The organism is Bacillus sp. LQ16 (genome assembly GCF_057784645.1).
In genome coordinates, this window is sequence record NZ_CM173491.1 from 4,523,418 (window position 1) to 4,539,449 (window position 16,032).

Sequence of the window (16,032 nt, forward strand, 5' to 3'; positions counted from 1 at the left end):
TTATTTTTTATTGTATAAAAAAAAGCACCATTTCAAAACATGGTGCTTTTCTAAAAATTACTTTTGTTCAGTAGTAGACGTTGTAACTTGCCATTCAATATTAAATTTATCTTTTACTTGTCCGTATGCTGGGCTCCAGAATGTTTCTTGAAGTGGCATGATAACTTCTCCACCTTCTTGTAACTTATCGAATACTTCTTTTGCTTTTTCTGCATTACTAATTTGAATTGCGATTGTTACTTGAGATCCGATTGCATGCCCTTGACCTGGGAATGTATCAGAAATCATAAGATCCGTATTACCAACTTTTAAAGTAGCGTGTAAAACGCGCTCTTTCGCTTCAGCTGGAATCGGGTATTCTGGATTTTCAGGCATGTCACCAAAAGTTTGCATGACTTCTACTTTTGCATCTAAAGCCTCTTTATAAAACTGTACAGCTTCTTGCCCACTACCATCTAAAACTAAGTACGGATTAATACCTAAAATCATACGGACACCTCTTTTTTAAATTTATAAAATCGAACTTGTGTTCGTTTTTATATTATCATTGTTTTGCATTTCATTCAACTATTTACTTCACTGTTTTCAAAATTATTTTGACGGAATCTCCATCTCTTTTTTTCTAAGTTCAATACGGCGAATTTTTCCAGAAATCGTTTTTGGTAGTTCATCTACAAATTCAATTTTGCGAGGGTATTTATATGGTGCAGTGAGTTCTTTGACGTGTTGTTGGAGTGTTGGAATTAATATTTCTTCGTTCTTTTCTATATTCTCTCTTAATACGATAAATGCCTTCACGACACTTCCGCGAATTTCATCAGGACTTGCGACAACCGCACATTCTCTTACGTAAGGATGTTTTACAAGCGCATCCTCTACTTCAAACGGCCCGATTGTATAACCAGAGCTAATAATGATATCATCACCGCGCCCTTCAAACCAGAAGTAGCCGTCTTCATCTTTCTTCGCTTTATCACCTGTAATATAATAATCACCGCGGAATTGCATCGCTGTACGCTCATCGTCTTTATAATATTGTTTAAAGAGTGCCGGCGTTTCAATGTGAACTGCAATATCACCAACCTCGCCTACTTTAACTGGAATACCTTCCTCATTTACGATATCGACGTGGTTACCTGGCGTTGGTTTCCCCATTGATCCTGGTCTAATATCCATCCCTTTCATTACACCAACAAGTAGTGTATTTTCCGTTTGCCCATAGCCGTCTCTTACTGTAATATCAAAGTGCTTTTGGAATGTTCCAATGACTTCTCTATTTAACGGCTCACCTGCGGATACAGCGCTATGTAACGCCTCTAAATTGTACTCGCTTAAATCTTCTACCTTTGCCATTAATCTATACTCAGTCGGTGTACAACAAAGCACATTCACCTTATTATCGCCTAATAAATTTAAATACGTTTTCGGTTCAAACTTACCGTTGTATACAAATCCTGTTGCCCCTGAACCGAGAGTTGCTAAAAACGGGCTCCAAATCCACTTTTGCCACCCTGGACTAGCCGTTGCCCATACAACATCATTCTCTTCAATTCCGAGCCAATTTGGGGCGCTTGTACGTAAATGAGCGTATGCCCACGCGTGCGTATGAACGACACCTTTCGGGTTTCCTGTCGTCCCTGACGTGTAAGATAAAAAGACCATATCTTCTTTATCTGTTTTCGCCATTTCTAACATGTCACTTTCTGTTTCTAGTGCTGTTTTTAAATTGATCCATCCGTCTACTGACTGCTCGCTCAGGACGAATTTTTGAAGAGATTCCATTGCTTCTATATCATCAAACTGTCCAATGTACGGCTCATAGCTTACTATCGCTTTTACTTCGCCATGTCCAATTCGATATTCGATATCTTTTTTACGCAACATTTCCGAACTCGGAATTACGACAAATCCTGCTTTAATCGCAGCAATATACGTCATGTAAGCTTCAATTAAGCGCGGCATCATAATAAGGAGCTTGTCCCCTTTTTGTAAGCCACTTTTTATAAAAGCGTTTCCAATTTTATTTGCACCTTGCATTAATTCAAAATATGTAACTTCTCGTCTATTCCCTTTATCATCTTGCCAAATTAAAGCAAGCTTCTCTTTATCGTCTGTATATTTCTCTATTTCTGAAACTAAATTATAAGATGGTGGTGCCAACAATTCCTCTCTCTTCATAAACATCCTCCTTTTTCTTTATGCCTCCCTTATATAATAAAGAATTTTCAGTAAATTTTGAACCCTCTTCTTTTGACAATTTTTTTATGCTTTTGTCGAAATGAATTTATACTAATTTGAACAACAAAAAGAAAGAGCGGGAAAACCCGCTCTTTCTAAGCCATCGTATATGGGATTATTTTTGGAAACCGCCTAATTGTTGCTCAGCTAGTGAAACTAGACGTTTTGTAATTTCGCCACCAACAGAACCGTTAGCGCGAGATGTTGCATCCGCTCCAAGTTGAACACCAAACTCTTGAGCGATTTCGTATTTCATTTGGTCTAATGCTGATTCAGCACCAGGAACCGCTAATTTATTTGTGCTACGTGCCATGTTATATCACCTCCTTGTGAGTATAGAGTGTGATAAATAACATGACTTCATACACATTTTAGATATGGTAATTTATGGTTTTAGAAAAGTTCTTCGAATTTTTCTTCTTCCGCCACTACTTCAACTGTTTGTAATACCATTGTTTCTTTGTTCGCTACAGCTTGTTCGATTAACGGTGTGAAATCGTATTTCGCTTCAAATCGATTTGCTTTTTCACGCTTCGGCTTCGTCGCCGGGCTAGCTGGTGTGAATACTGTACAGCAATCTTCGTATGGACGAATTGAAATATCATACGTGCCGATTTCTTCAGCAATTTTAATAATTTCTAATTTATCCATCGTAATAAGCGGACGAATAACTGGGTAGTTTGTTACTTCGTTAATCGTATGCATACTATCTAATGTTTGGCTTGCTACTTGTCCAAGACTTTCACCAGTTGTGATTGCAAGTGCATTACGCTCCTCAGCAATCTGCTCTGTAATACGCATCATCATACGGCGCATAACCGTCATTGAATAGCTAGATGGGATTTCTTTATTAATCGTTTTTTGCACTTCTGTAAACGGAATAAGGTGAAGCGTTACACGTTTACAGTATTTCGTTAACTCTTGTGCTAAATCGATTACTTTTTGTTTTGCACGCTCACTTGTGAAAGGTGGGCTATGGAAGTGAACTGCTTCCACAGATACGCCGCGTTTCATCGTTAAGTACGCTGCTACTGGGCTATCAATACCACCAGAAAGAAGTACCATTACTTTTCCGCCAACGCCAACTGGTAAACCGCCAGCTCCCATGTGCTCACCACACATAATATAGCTGTAACCACTGCGAATTTCTACACGTACATTCACATCTGGATTATGGACGTCTACTGTGATATCCTCTGTATTTTCTAAAATGTGCCCACCGATTTCTGGAAGTAACTCCATCGTCTTCATTGGGAAGCGCTTATCAGAACGGTGCACTGTAATTTTAAATGTTTTCACATCATCTTTTACTTGTAAGAACGCTGCTAATGCACCTTTTTTAATGTCTTCTAATTCTGATGGTACTTTCATCGCTAAGTTAAACTTATGAATACCAAATACGTCTTTCAATCTTTCAGAGATTGCTTCATGATCTTCACCATTTAACTGGATGTACATACGGTCATGCGTTGCATCAATTTTAATATTTGGGAACTTTTTCAGTTTGAACTTCACGTTATCTTTTAATGTGCTTACAAATTTAGAACGGTTTTTACCTTTTGTCGTCATTTCTCCGTAACGCACTAAAATATATTCATATGTCATCATATTTCTTTACCTCATCACTTCATATAATTTTGGCATCGTCTCTTTTACAATACCTTCAAATTGTTTTACTTCTTCCATCGTGTTGTCTGGTGCCAAACTAATACGAATAGCACTTGCAGCTGCTGCATGCGGCACTCCCATTGACACTAACACTCTGCTCACTTCATTTGCTTTTGAAGAACAAGCAGACTTCGTCGATACATATACACCGTGCTCTTCTAAAGCATGAACGACTACTTCTGGTTTTAAACCAACAAATGATACATTTAAAATGTGCGGTGCTGCATATGCAAGCGATGTATTAATTGTCACATCTTCCATCTCTTTAAAGAAGCTGACAAGCTCTGCTTGTAAACTTTGCAAATGAGCTACCTTTTCTTTCACTTGTTCCATTGTCATGCGAAGAGCTTTCACCATCGCTACAATGCCAGGTAAATTCTCTGTACCAGAGCGATACTTAAGCTCTTGTTGACCACCTGATAAAATCGGATCTAATCTTACACCATCACGTATATAAAGAAGACCCGTTCCTTTTACACTGTGGAATTTATGTCCAGATATTGAGCAAAGATCAATATGAGAAGCATATAAATCAAGCGGTACTTTTCCTATCCCTTGTACATGATCTACATGGAATCTTATTTTCGGATGATTCGATAATAACGTTCCAATTTCAGCAACGGGCTGAATTGCTCCAGTTTCGTTGTTCACATGAATAATTGATACAAGAATCGTATCTTCACGAAGTGCTCGTTTTACATCCTCTACCGATACAACACCATGCTCGTTAACCGGTAAATATGTTACATCAAATCCGAGTTCTTCTAATTGCTTATATGCCTCAAACACAGACGCGTGTTCAATATTTGTTGTAATGATATGTTTGCCGCGCGAACGATTCCTCATCGCTATCCCTTTAATCGCAAGGTTGTTCCCTTCCGTTCCACCTGATGTGAAAATAATTTCAGAAGGTTTAACGTGAAGAAGCTGCGCTGCAATCGTTCTTGATTGTGTTAATAGACGCTCTGCCTCTCCTCCAAGCGAATGAATAGAAGAAGGATTACCAAAATATTTCCCAGCAACCGTCACGTACGATTGAAGAGCTTCTGGATATGGCTTCGTCGTCGCACTATTATCAAAATAGATCATCGTTCTTCCCCTTTCAGCGCTATCACATCATATAATCATATCATAAATACGTGTCATTACGCTAAGACTACGCAAAGGTTCCGTTTTATCCCGATTAGTGAATAATAATAATTAGTGAGATACCCCCACTGATTACAGTTTCACTTTATTTTGAAACGAATAACCTTACTGTATTCCGCTATTCATTATAGCAACATCGCCTGCAAAATTACACAAAAAAACAAACCCTTTTATGAAAGGGTTTGTTCATTGTCTACATATTCAGCTATTTTTTGAACAACACCAGGTTCAAGTTGCTCTAGTACAGAAGCGGCTTGTTCTAAAGCTGCATCGTATTGATATTCACGGAATAATTTCTCCGCATAATTTAAGCTTTCTGCAAGGCTTTCATCATGACTGCGGTAACGGTTACCGTATTGAATTAATTTTTCAACTAAATACGCTTGTCCAATTAACTCTTCTGTCATTTCAGCTACACCGTTCACAGTTGTGTATGCTTCTTCTAAACTGCTATTTACAGCGTTCATATTTAACGGCTTCACTTCTAATTGTTCATATACAGCTTGCATTGCCATTTGCCCTCTTTTTAAATCTTCCATAATACTCTCTGGAAGACCTGGCAAATTCGACTTTTGCATAAAGCGTTTCGTTTCGAAAATAGTATTTCGCATTTCTTGTAACTTCTCACGCGCTTCAAATTCTTCTTTGCGCATCGTTTGCAGCATTTCTTTATATTCTGCATGAAGTACTTTTAACGTTTCACATTGCTCATAAACCTCTTCTAGTTCCTCACGAATAATAGAGAAGGCAATATCTTGTTCAGCAACGCGTAATTGTAGCATTTCAAAACGTTTCGTTAAAATGTGCATTTGCTTTTCAATTACTTTTTGAGATTCAATATCCTTATCTTGCAATTGATAGCTTTGTTTCACAAGTTGTGTTTCTGTTTTCGTTTCAATCGTTTCGATACGTATTTCTTCTAAGTCTTCATAAACAGAAAGGGTTTTTTGCTCCACATAATGTCTCGCATGCACCTCTTGCTCAAGTTGATCATAGAAACCATCTAAACGAGTTTTTAAGTCTTCCACTTTTTCAGCCGCTTCTGTTATATGAAGCTCCTGTATATCCATTAAACATGTGTTTAGTTGTGTCGTCATATCACGAACTTCTTTAGGGATTTCCAAATACTCTAATACATAACCTTGTCTTACCATATCATTATGACCCTGTAATAAATCTTCCAGTTGAACTGGTAACGTCGCTTGACACTCTACTAATAAATCTGGAATTTGGTGAATAATGATTTCTAAACTTGCTAAACCTTCTTCTAAACTAATAACAATTTCTCTCGCTTTTAAGTAGTCACCATTATCTGTTGCTTCTTCAAAGCTTTTAAATTTATTAGATTCAGCGTCTAGCATCTCTTCGATTTTCTGCTCTGCTGCTCCATACATATGTCTATGAGCAAGAACACTCTTTTTCATACTACGATATGTATCACGTAACCCTTCAATTTCCGAGCTATTTTTCTCATGGCTTTCTAACAATTGCTGTAATTCATTTAAAACACCTGTAATACGATTATCAGCGTCATCTAAACCACTTATGGATTCGTTCATCGCATGCTTTGCTTTTCGGAAGGAGAATTGCGAGGCGAATTTTCGCGCTTGCGCTAAATCTTTGTCAGCTTTCGGAAGGGTTGTTGATACAATTTCATCCCATTCTTCACGCCATTTACCAAACAGTTCTTCTGTTTGACCCGTCATGTTTAAATCTTTTACCCGTTTTAGTTCATCTGCCACAGGTTTATCTTTTATCTCTTGTTTCCACTGCTCCAGTGCTTCAATATCTTTATATGAACGATTTCTTATCACAAGCTCTATCATGAGCAGCACTAGAATAGAGCTTACTACAATGATAACGATCGTCAGGATAGAATCCATGCAAAAAAGCCTCCTAGTTATATCTCTTTTTTTGTCCGTTCCGTTTATGAAATGGAAGGCATTATGTATAAAAAGGGAATTCCCCTATATTTAACAACTAACAATGTACTAATCATACCATGTAATGGCTTGTTTTTGACCTAGTTTTTTTTAAAATTTCATGTTTCTTTCAATGCGATTGTAATCTTTCTCAATATTCCGCCTACCTCACTACCTATCCTCAAATGATTGTAATAACAAACAATCTTTCGTATGAGATACGAAATAAATTTTCCGCATGAGTGGTGGTTCAACAGAAATTCCATGTACATTTCCCTGCCTTACAGACTGCTCTACTGCCCTTTCTGGAAGTAAAGTGATGCCAAGGCCAGCTTTTACCATTGCAAGCATCGGTTCTGCGTAAGATGTTTCCACAGCTATAGTTGGTTTTACACCTATCTCATGAAACATGTTCATAATCATTTTCCTTACATCGCATATTTCTGGATATACAATTAATTTTTCATTTTGCAGCTCTTCTATTTGAATGACTTTCTTCTCTTTATACGGATGATTATTTGAAATGACACAAACAATTTTCTCTTGTTGCACTTCTTTTATATACGTAGCACCTTCTACTACTGAATCGATGAACATCGCGTCAATCTCCCGCGCTTTAAATAAATCTCTTAATACTTCCGTATGTCCGATTTGCCACTCTACTTCGAACTCATCACCTAATACATCTTTACATTCTAATATATAATGTTCTGCTAAACTCGGTAGTATACCAATTGAAAACTTTCGGTTCTCTTGATACCCCCTCATTTCTGTTTTTGCTTCATTTATTTGTTCCAAAATCGGTAGCATTCTTTTTATAAATAACTCTCCTGCCTCCGTTAACTCCACTCCTTGCGCAGAACGCTTAAGTAAAGTAACCTCTAAATCCGCTTCTAACTTTTGAATTTGCTTACTAAGCGCTGGTTGAGATATATGTAAAATCTTACTTGCCTTTGATAAACTTCGCGTATGCTTCACTTCGATAAACGATCGTACTGCCTCCAAATCCATCGTACACACCTCTAACAAAAAGTTATAACCGTTATAAGAAATCGATATTTCCTCCTATAAACAATTACTCTTTATACTTATTTCATCAACTTACTATAACGAAATGTAAAGGGGAAAGATACTCTTGAACAAAAAACAAATGCTACTCGGATCCTTTCTATGCTTACTCGCCGTAACTGCCTGGGGATTTATGTTTCCTGTAATGGCAAATGCCCTGCAATTTATCGATCCGTTCTTCTTCACAACGATTCGCTATGGATCAGCAGCTATTATTTTTCTTATTTTGCTATTAATTACTGAAGGGAAGACTTCACTCCACTTAGAAAAAAGAACACTTTCTCTGTTCTTTTACGGGACAGTCGGTTTCGCAGGATATGGTTTTCTCGTTTTCTACGGACAACAACTTGCCGGGCCTTCTGGAGCAATCCATGCAGCGATGATTCAGTCTCTCATGCCACTAATTGCCTTATCATTACAATGGATAACAAAAAACAAGCGCCCACAAAACTACACATTCCTTTGTATGTTCGTTGCATTACTCGGTGTTATGCTTGTCATTTCAAAAGGAAATATTCACTTATTATTTGGAGCTGCAAGCCACTTATCGACAAATATATTGATGCTATGCGGCGTTACTTGCTGGGTCATTTATACAAACGGGGGTGCTCGTTTTCAATCTTGGTCACCACTTCGATATACGACATTAACTTGTTTATTTGGCTCCATTTCACTCATCGTTATTGTTACTTTCTTAACGTATACAAATATAGTTACTATGCCGTCACTGCGTACAGTTGTGAGCGTTCGTTTTGAGCTCTTTTATATGTCGATTATCGCAGGAGTTATCGCTGTATTTTGCTGGAATATGGGAAATCGCTATATTTCATCTATTAACGGCATATTATTTATGAATTTAGTTCCTATCCTTGCCCTGATCGGTTCTATCTTTCGAGGTTATACAGTCGATAAAATTGAAATCGCTGGAGCTGCATTAACAATTATCGCTCTATTATGTAACAATTTATGGCAAAGAAAAGTAAACATAAAAATCCCCACCTCAGTTCGTTAGGTGGGGATTCTTCACATATGAACAGCTCTTGGCCATTCATGGTACATATTTGCTTTACATAATGCTTGTTCCATCCATTGCTCAATCTCTTTCGTATACATTTCTATGAAAAATGTCTCAGACGGGAAAGAATGCAGTACTTCTGATATATATTGTGGATATAAAAACGGCATATTTATCATACCTTTTAATTGCGTCATAAACATTGTAAATGATACTTTCTGAAATTCTTGTTTCATTTGTCCTTGTCTAATAATTTGCTCTATATAATATCTTTCTTTAGAAAAATAAACGGTCATTACTTCACGAATTAATGTCGTATCAAGCGAAAGCTCTCGGTAGAAGAAACGTGTTAGTTCTCTATTTTCAAATTGATATCGTAACATCCCACGCACCATTTGCACCATCACATCTTTAGCCGACAAATACTCTCTCTGTTCAAACGAAATTTCAATCACATGAATATACCCTTCTAAAAAATCAGTAATAAGCTGTTCTAATAAACCTTGCTTCCCAGCAAAATAATATGAAATATTCGCTACATTCACATCCGCTCGCTTTGCAATGTCTCGCACCGACGTTCCATCATAACCTTTCGTATTAAACAACGATATTGCCGCATCAATTACTTTTTGTTTCGTCTGCTTCATGCGCTCACTTCCTCTCAATGAACAGCTATAGTTTAAATTTCTTGACTTTTAAGACAAATTCCTTTAATTTTCTATCGACAAAGTCATGTGAAATACATCGTATTTTGCTAATATTTTACACATCTCGATAAAAAAGGAGCTGTTTCCATGTTTACTAAAGAAAGTTATGCAGGATCTCGTGTGCAGCAATATGAGACAGTAATTAAACAACTGGATGCGTTATTAACTGGCGAATCAAACGTAGTCGCAAACTTATCAAATGCGTCCGCATTATTAAACCAATTTTTAGATCGCGTTAATTGGGTTGGCTTTTACGTAACAGAAGGAAATCAGCTTGTCCTTGGACCGTTCCAAGGAATGCCTGCTTGCGTACGCATTCCATTTGGACGAGGCGTTTGCGGCGTAGCAGCTGAAACGAAAACAACGCAGCTTATAGCGGACGTTCACCAATTCCCAGGTCACATCGCTTGCGATAGTGCTTCTAATTCAGAAATCGTTGTACCGATTGTGAAAGAAGGAGCTGTCATTGGTGTACTTGACATTGATAGTCCTGAAAAGAATCGTTTTGATGAATTAGATCAGCGCTATTTAGAAAAGTTTGTGGAAACACTCCTAAAACATATGTAAAAAGAAAAGAGCGAGTTATCGATTTAGTACGTCCTGTACAAAACCGATAGCTCACTCTTTTTTTATTGATTAACAGTAGATATTTTCTTTAATGCTTGCTCTAAATCAGAAACGATATCCTCCCAAGATTCTAAACCAACCGATAAGCGTATTAAATTATCGAAAATGCCCATTTCTTTTCTTAGTTCAGCTGGAATCGCAGCGTGCGTCATCGTTGCTGGATGCTGAATTAACGTTTCTGTATCTCCTAAACTCACCGCAATTGTAATAAAGTGGAGGTCATTAATAAATGCTTGCGTCTCTTCTTTTCCGCCTTTTACTGAAAAAGAAATAACACCGCCCCCGCGCTTCATTTGACGAGATGCTAATTCCCCTTCTGGATACCAAACACCTTCTACCGCATCATGTTTTCTTAAGAACGATACAATTTTTTCTGCATTATCACAATGACGATCCATTCTTACCGCTAACGTCTTTAACCCGCGTAATAATAACCACGCATCAAACGGCGCCATAATGCCGCCGATATCTTTTCGCATCGGGCGAATCTTTTCAGCTAACGCTTTCGTTTTACAAATTGTTACACCCGCTACAACGTCACCATGGCCACCAATATATTTTGTCGCACTATGCACAACAGCGTCACAGCCAAGCTCAAGCGGTCTTTGTAAATAAGGTGAACAAAACGTATTATCAACAATGACAAGTAAACCATTTTGCTTCGCAACCTGAATAACTTGTTTTAAATCGATTAATTTCATTGTTGGATTAATCGGTGTTTCAACGAAAATAAGCTTTGTATTTGGACGAATTTTATTTTCAATATCAACCTCTGTCTCCATCTCACAAAACGAATGCGTAATCATAAATTTTTCTTCTAACACTTCTAAAAAACCGTACGTACACCCATATAATCCATTTGAACAAATAATATGATCTCCAGCCTTTAAAAAACCGATTAAAGTTGCTGAAATAGCTGCCATACCAGATCCGAAGGCAAGTGCTTCTTCTCCTCCTTCTAACACCGCCATACGTTCTTCAAATAATTTCACAGTCGGATTTCCAAGCCTTGAGTAAATATAAGATGGATCCACTCCCGCAAAACTCGCCTCTCCTTGCTGCGCAGTCTCAAATGTAAACGTAGAGGTTTGAAATAAAGGTGGTGTTAAACTTCCTTTATGTTCCTCAGGTGTATAACCGTGATGAATTAACGCTGTCTCCATATGCTTCTTTTTCATAAAAACATCCCCTTTATGTTTTTATTACCGCATATTCACCAGTAAAAAACTGATGAACGTTTTTACTACATTTTATGTAAGCGTTTTATTTGTGTTTCTATCTCTTCTTTTATATTGTTTTAAATTCCTTCTTATATTAATTTCCAAAATTTATATGCATAAAACAAAAACGTACTCGCTTGACGAAACTCTGGGTAAAAGATATAATAGCGTTTGTGTAAAATAAAAAGGCAGCCTTGTAATGTGAGTTTATCGTTTGTATTTTGTTCCTCTACGGAGGTGTATCTCGTAACTCCCTGCTGCTGGAGCGAAGGTACATGAAAACAAAATGCCCGTAAATATCGATTACGTCTGTTTTTATTTTACGTAAATAAAAACATTTTTAAAGGAGGAGTCAACTATGGCTCGTTATACAGGTCCAGCTTGGAAACTGTCTCGTCGTCTTGGAATCTCTCTAAGCGGCACAGGAAAAGAATTAGAAAAACGCCCTTACGCACCAGGTCCTCACGGTCCTAACCAACGTAAGAAACTTTCAGAATACGGTTTACAATTACAAGAGAAACAAAAACTTCGTCACATGTACGGCATGACTGAGCGTCAATTCCGTCGCACATTTGACCAAGCAGGTAAAATGCCTGGTAAGCACGGCGAAAACTTCATGATCCTTCTTGAAGCTCGTCTTGACAACTTAGTTTACCGTATGGGCTTAGCTCGCACTCGTCGTGCAGCTCGCCAATTAGTAAACCACGGTCACATCATGGTTGATGGCGCTCGCGTAGATATCCCATCTTACCGTGTAAAACCTGGTCAAACTATCAGCGTTCGCGAAAAATCTAACAGCCTTGTTGTTGTTAAAGAAGCGATCGAAGTTAACAACTTCGTACCAGAATACTTAACTTTCGATGCTGACAAATTAGAAGCTACTTACACTCGTCACGCTGAGCGTGCTGAGTTACCAGCTGAAATCAACGAAGCATTAATCGTAGAGTTCTACTCTCGTTAATGACAAAAAGCCAATCCTGTGGATTGGCTTTTTTCAATTCCCCCATTATTTTTATATCCTACATAACATAAAAATCCCAATACCCTATACTCCCATCTAAAACAAAAAGAATAACCTCCCTGTTTCCATAAAGAACTCTGTTATATTATGAATTTTCACGGAATAACAATAATATTAAAGATTTTTAAACTTTATAACGAGGAGACATTGATATGGAATTCAGAAATGACATAAACAAAATAGCTAACCAAATTTTAGAACGAACAGAGTACATAACTAATGAAGAAATGACCAAGCAATCATTAATTATTCCTTTTCTTCAAAAACTAGGTTATGACGTTTTTAATCCTTTAGAAGTTAGACCTGAGTATGTTGCAGACTTCGGAACTAAAAAGGGAGAAAAAGTCGATTATGCGGTTTTTAAAAATGGGGTTCCAATTATTTTAATCGAGGCAAAATCTGTAACAGAAAATCTCCTTAAACACGATGCGCAACTATCTAGATATTTCAATGCCTTACCTGATGTCAAAGTAGGGGTACTAACTAATGGTGTAGAATACAAGTTTTATACTGATTTAACAAATGACAATGTGATGGATGAAAAACCTTTCTTCACATTCAGCATGGATAATTTAACTAATTTAGATATTGAAACGATTGAAACTTTTACAAAAGAAAATTTTGAAGCTGAAGAAATCGTAAAATATGCTGAAGAGCTTATTTATATGACCAATTTAAACTCTACAATTAAAGAACTATTTAAAAATCCTTCAGATGACTTCCTTCGTTTTCTAATTAGAGACTTTAGCTCAACTAGAATTACAAATAACGTTTTAGAGCGATTCCGACCAATCGTTAAAAAAGCAATTAATCGAACACTATTAGAAATAATCAGTGATGGTTTAACACCAAAAGAAACAAAAACATCGGAGAACATAGAAACAAGCCTAGTTGCAGCTGCTTCTACCGAAATAATTGAAGACATTAACAAAGAAGACAAAACAGATAGAGTTTTCACTACAGAAAATGAACTAACCGCATTTAACATTGTTAAAGAGATTTTAACTGAGCATCAAAGAGATATCAGTAACCTCAAATATAAAGATACCATTAGTTATTTTTGTATCATGAATCGTGTAATCACAAAATGGTTTATACGTCTCTTCCTTGATGGCGATGCAAAATCCTTAGTTGTAAGACTCGATTTAGAAGCTACTAAACAGCTATGCCCTAATTTTGTGGTTGAACAAGCCCCAAAATCACAGGGAGTGAGTAGAATTTTTATCGATAACGTTAATGACTTAAAAGATCTGGAAGCACTTATTACTTCGTGCTATGATCAAATTTTAGCTAATGTTTAAAAGAGAAAAATGTACGTTCTTTTTCCAACAACCTGACAAAAAGCCAATCCAATGGATTGGCTTTTTCGTTTATATATAAAATAAAATTATTTATTTTCCTCTTTTTGAACATATACATAAGCATCTTTCTGCTCTTTATGTACATCCACCTTCGAATTCTCTGCAAGCTGACCCGCATTTAGCAAAGAAAAAATAATGAGCGCTTCTAGTGACATTTTGTTTTACCACTCCTTTCTAGTTGTTATACATTTATCATACCGCTTACATGTGATTTCCGTATGAACTCGAAAAGGAGATTACAACAAAAAGGTTACAGGCCTATGAATGCACGCTATAATAACCATTAAATAGGAGGTGGATTCTTTTTGACAATAAACCAAATGGTTCAACTCGGAAGTTCATTTATGCTATTTATTACTTCAGCACTGATGAGTTGGTATCAAGGGAGTAATTTAATAGATAATCCTGATGAATGGAAGTATAGCGCTAAGTTTACGAATTACTTCAAAGGCACCGTTTCAAATTACCAAGATATTTATCAAATCGATTTCTTTATATATGCAGCAAAATTTTATCCAACAGCATTTATCGTTATGCTAGTTAGTTTACTTTATATGCTCATATTAATTCTTTATATTCTATTTTCAAAAAAAGATCCGGCGATTTAAATCCATACATAAAAAAAACCGAATCATAAACTTTTCAGCCTATAATTCGGGGTATTATTTGTTTATATTCGTTTCTAATTAGTAACGAATTAAGAAATATTTCTTTTTACCGCGGCGAATGATTGTGAATTTACCCTCGATGCGGTCGTTTTCTGTTACAACGTAGTCTAACGCTTGTATACGCTCACCGTTTACGTAGATTGCGCCGTTCGTTACATCTTCACGTGCTTGACGTTTTGATGGAGAGATTTTGCTTTCTACAAGTAAGTCTATTAATACTGTATCTTCTGCAGTACGTTCTACAGATGGTACGTCTTTGAATCCTTGCTCGATTTCGCTTGCAGTTAGTTCTGCTACAGAACCGCTGAATAATGCAGCTGAGATTTTAATCGCTTGCTCTAATGCTTCTTCGCCGTGAACAAGTTTTGTCATTTCAGAACCTAATGCTTTTTGTGCTGCACGTTTTTCTGGTGCTTCAGCTACTTGCTTTTCAAGCTCAAGAATTTCTTCATGAGATAAGAATGTGAAGTATTTTAAGTATTTAACAACGTCGCGGTCATCTGTGTTGATCCAGAATTGGTAGAACTCGTAAGGAGTTGTTTTCTCTGGGTCTAACCAAATTGCGCCACCTTCTGTTTTACCAAACTTCGTACCGTCTGATTTTGTAACAAGTGGAATTGTTAAACCGAATGCTTTCGCATCTTCTTCTGATTTACGGATTAATTCAAGACCAGCTGTAATGTTACCCCATTGGTCACTACCACCGATTTGCAGACGGCAATTATGGTGTTGGTATAAGTTTAAGAAGTCGTATGATTGTAAAATCATGTAACTGAACTCAGTGAATGAAATACCAGTTTCTAAACGAGATGCTACTGTATCTTTTGCTAACATATAGTTTAAACCGAAGTTTTTACCGATATCGCGTAAGAATGAAATGACATCTAAGTTACCAAGCCAATCATAGTTATTAGCCATTGTCGCTGGGTTTTCCACGTTTTCGAACTCTAAGAAGTTTGAAAGTTGGTTTTTAATGCTTTCTGTGTAGTAAGCAACTGTATCTTTCGTATTTAATGTACGCTCTGCTTTTTTACCACTTGGGTCACCGATCATACCAGTACCACCGCCAACAAGTGCGATTGGTTGGTGACCAGCTAATTGGAAACGACGTAACATTAATACTGGTAACATATGACCGATGTGTAAGCTATCCGCTGTCGGGTCGAAACCACAGTATAATTTAACACTTTCTTTTTCTAATAATTGCTCAAGTCCCTCAGCATCTGTTTGCTGATTAATTAGACCGCGAAATTCAAGATCTTGTAAAATACCCATATCCTACATACTCTCCTTTAAGTTCATTACTGGCGTGAAGGTTGAAAACATAAAAAAATCGCCCCTTCAAATAAGGGACGATTTTGATTATCG

Annotated in this window: 16 protein-coding genes and 1 other annotated feature (1 of these 17 cut by a window edge); of the genes, 5 read left to right on the forward strand and 11 right to left on the reverse strand. The window is 37.0% G+C overall.

Features of this window, described 5'->3' with window-relative positions; all coding sequences use genetic code 11:
* Window positions 1-57: 57 nt before the first annotated feature.
* The 7 genes from AC3EMB_RS22865 to AC3EMB_RS22895 form a co-directional block, all read right to left on the reverse strand.
* Window positions 58-489, reverse strand: a complete 432-nt coding sequence (locus AC3EMB_RS22865; protein ID WP_000600350.1) for a VOC family protein — start codon at window positions 487-489, stop codon at window positions 58-60.
* 102 nt (window positions 490-591) lie between these two features.
* Complete coding sequence (gene mbcS, locus AC3EMB_RS22870; RefSeq protein WP_182811921.1) at window positions 592-2,178, reverse strand: acyl-CoA synthetase MbcS; 1,587 nt, start codon at window positions 2,176-2,178, stop codon at window positions 592-594.
* Between the two features lie 175 nt (window positions 2,179-2,353).
* A complete protein-coding gene (locus AC3EMB_RS22875; RefSeq protein WP_000124490.1) occupies window positions 2,354-2,551 on the reverse strand; it encodes an alpha/beta-type small acid-soluble spore protein in 198 nt (65 codons plus the stop codon).
* A gap of 80 nt (window positions 2,552-2,631) precedes the next feature.
* Window positions 2,632-3,846 (reverse strand): tRNA uracil 4-sulfurtransferase ThiI, encoded by a 1,215-nt coding sequence (gene thiI, locus AC3EMB_RS22880; protein ID WP_000989275.1) that lies wholly within the window; start codon window positions 3,844-3,846, stop codon window positions 2,632-2,634.
* A gap of 6 nt (window positions 3,847-3,852) precedes the next feature.
* Window positions 3,853-4,995, reverse strand: coding sequence for a cysteine desulfurase family protein (locus AC3EMB_RS22885; protein WP_000638976.1), 1,143 nt, complete (start codon window positions 4,993-4,995; stop codon window positions 3,853-3,855).
* Between the two features lie 230 nt (window positions 4,996-5,225).
* Window positions 5,226-6,938: a septation ring formation regulator EzrA gene (gene ezrA / locus AC3EMB_RS22890; protein ID WP_000377317.1), complete on the reverse strand. Its 1,713-nt coding sequence runs from the start codon at window positions 6,936-6,938 to the stop codon at window positions 5,226-5,228.
* Between the two features lie 210 nt (window positions 6,939-7,148).
* A complete protein-coding gene (locus tag AC3EMB_RS22895) occupies window positions 7,149-7,988 on the reverse strand; it encodes a LysR family transcriptional regulator (protein ID WP_095690138.1) in 840 nt (279 codons plus the stop codon).
* A gap of 124 nt (window positions 7,989-8,112) precedes the next feature.
* Here AC3EMB_RS22895 and AC3EMB_RS22900 point away from each other — a divergent pair, with 124 nt between their 5' ends.
* On the forward strand, window positions 8,113-9,057 hold the full coding sequence (locus tag AC3EMB_RS22900; RefSeq protein ID WP_071731410.1) for a DMT family transporter: 945 nt from the start codon (window positions 8,113-8,115) through the stop codon (window positions 9,055-9,057).
* Between the two features lie 11 nt (window positions 9,058-9,068).
* Here AC3EMB_RS22900 and refZ read toward each other — a convergent pair whose 3' ends face one another.
* Entirely contained in the window at window positions 9,069-9,707 is a 639-nt protein-coding gene (gene refZ / locus AC3EMB_RS22905; RefSeq protein WP_000814914.1) for a forespore capture DNA-binding protein RefZ, read from the reverse strand.
* Window positions 9,708-9,854: 147 nt separating this feature from the next.
* Here refZ and AC3EMB_RS22910 point away from each other — a divergent pair, with 147 nt between their 5' ends.
* Window positions 9,855-10,334, forward strand: a complete 480-nt coding sequence (locus AC3EMB_RS22910) for a GAF domain-containing protein (RefSeq protein WP_095690136.1) — start codon at window positions 9,855-9,857, stop codon at window positions 10,332-10,334.
* 62 nt (window positions 10,335-10,396) lie between these two features.
* Here AC3EMB_RS22910 and megL read toward each other — a convergent pair whose 3' ends face one another.
* Complete coding sequence (gene megL, locus AC3EMB_RS22915) at window positions 10,397-11,572, reverse strand: methionine gamma-lyase (RefSeq protein WP_000726576.1); 1,176 nt, start codon at window positions 11,570-11,572, stop codon at window positions 10,397-10,399.
* Between the two features lie 400 nt (window positions 11,573-11,972).
* On the opposite strand from megL, the gene rpsD reads away from it, so the two are divergent.
* A complete protein-coding gene (rpsD, locus tag AC3EMB_RS22920; RefSeq protein ID WP_000135315.1) occupies window positions 11,973-12,575 on the forward strand; it encodes a 30S ribosomal protein S4 in 603 nt (200 codons plus the stop codon).
* Between the two features lie 212 nt (window positions 12,576-12,787).
* A complete protein-coding gene (locus AC3EMB_RS22925) occupies window positions 12,788-13,936 on the forward strand; it encodes a type I restriction endonuclease (protein WP_071731409.1) in 1,149 nt (382 codons plus the stop codon).
* A gap of 86 nt (window positions 13,937-14,022) precedes the next feature.
* Here AC3EMB_RS22925 and AC3EMB_RS22930 read toward each other — a convergent pair whose 3' ends face one another.
* Window positions 14,023-14,151, reverse strand: a complete 129-nt coding sequence (locus AC3EMB_RS22930; protein WP_000050944.1) for a hypothetical protein — start codon at window positions 14,149-14,151, stop codon at window positions 14,023-14,025.
* Between the two features lie 165 nt (window positions 14,152-14,316).
* On the opposite strand from AC3EMB_RS22930, the gene AC3EMB_RS22935 reads away from it, so the two are divergent.
* The gene (locus AC3EMB_RS22935; RefSeq protein WP_002198228.1) at window positions 14,317-14,604 is read left to right on the forward strand and encodes a YjdJ family protein; all 288 of its coding nucleotides are present in this window, start codon (window positions 14,317-14,319) and stop codon (window positions 14,602-14,604) included.
* Window positions 14,605-14,682: 78 nt separating this feature from the next.
* Here AC3EMB_RS22935 and tyrS read toward each other — a convergent pair whose 3' ends face one another.
* A complete protein-coding gene (tyrS, locus tag AC3EMB_RS22940; RefSeq protein WP_488517286.1) occupies window positions 14,683-15,939 on the reverse strand; it encodes a tyrosine--tRNA ligase in 1,257 nt (418 codons plus the stop codon).
* Window positions 15,940-16,009: 70 nt separating this feature from the next.
* Window positions 16,010-16,032 (reverse strand) — a binding site (T-box leader) (it continues 205 nt past the right edge of the window).

Excerpts from the sequence above, each read along its gene's own strand:
- tyrS (WP_488517286.1), bottom strand. The coding sequence starts at position 15,939 with ATGGGTATTTTACAAGATCTTGAATTTCGCGGTCTAATTAATCAGCAA.
- AC3EMB_RS22935 (WP_002198228.1), top strand. The coding sequence starts at position 14,317 with ATGGTTCAACTCGGAAGTTCATTTATGCTATTTATTACTTCAGCACTG.
- rpsD (WP_000135315.1), top strand. The coding sequence starts at position 11,973 with ATGGCTCGTTATACAGGTCCAGCTTGGAAACTGTCTCGTCGTCTTGGA.
- AC3EMB_RS22875 (WP_000124490.1), bottom strand. The coding sequence starts at position 2,551 with ATGGCACGTAGCACAAATAAATTAGCGGTTCCTGGTGCTGAATCAGCA.
- AC3EMB_RS22910 (WP_095690136.1), top strand. The coding sequence starts at position 9,855 with ATGTTTACTAAAGAAAGTTATGCAGGATCTCGTGTGCAGCAATATGAG.
- ezrA (WP_000377317.1), bottom strand. The coding sequence starts at position 6,938 with ATGGATTCTATCCTGACGATCGTTATCATTGTAGTAAGCTCTATTCTA.
- mbcS (WP_182811921.1), bottom strand. The coding sequence starts at position 2,178 with ATGAAGAGAGAGGAATTGTTGGCACCACCATCTTATAATTTAGTTTCA.
- AC3EMB_RS22885 (WP_000638976.1), bottom strand. The coding sequence starts at position 4,995 with ATGATCTATTTTGATAATAGTGCGACGACGAAGCCATATCCAGAAGCT.
- thiI (WP_000989275.1), bottom strand. The coding sequence starts at position 3,846 with ATGATGACATATGAATATATTTTAGTGCGTTACGGAGAAATGACGACA.
- AC3EMB_RS22895 (WP_095690138.1), bottom strand. The coding sequence starts at position 7,988 with ATGGATTTGGAGGCAGTACGATCGTTTATCGAAGTGAAGCATACGCGA.
- AC3EMB_RS22925 (WP_071731409.1), top strand. The coding sequence starts at position 12,788 with ATGGAATTCAGAAATGACATAAACAAAATAGCTAACCAAATTTTAGAA.
- AC3EMB_RS22930 (WP_000050944.1), bottom strand. The coding sequence starts at position 14,151 with ATGTCACTAGAAGCGCTCATTATTTTTTCTTTGCTAAATGCGGGTCAG.
- megL (WP_000726576.1), bottom strand. The coding sequence starts at position 11,572 with ATGAAAAAGAAGCATATGGAGACAGCGTTAATTCATCACGGTTATACA.
- AC3EMB_RS22865 (WP_000600350.1), bottom strand. The coding sequence starts at position 489 with ATGATTTTAGGTATTAATCCGTACTTAGTTTTAGATGGTAGTGGGCAA.
- refZ (WP_000814914.1), bottom strand. The coding sequence starts at position 9,707 with ATGAAGCAGACGAAACAAAAAGTAATTGATGCGGCAATATCGTTGTTT.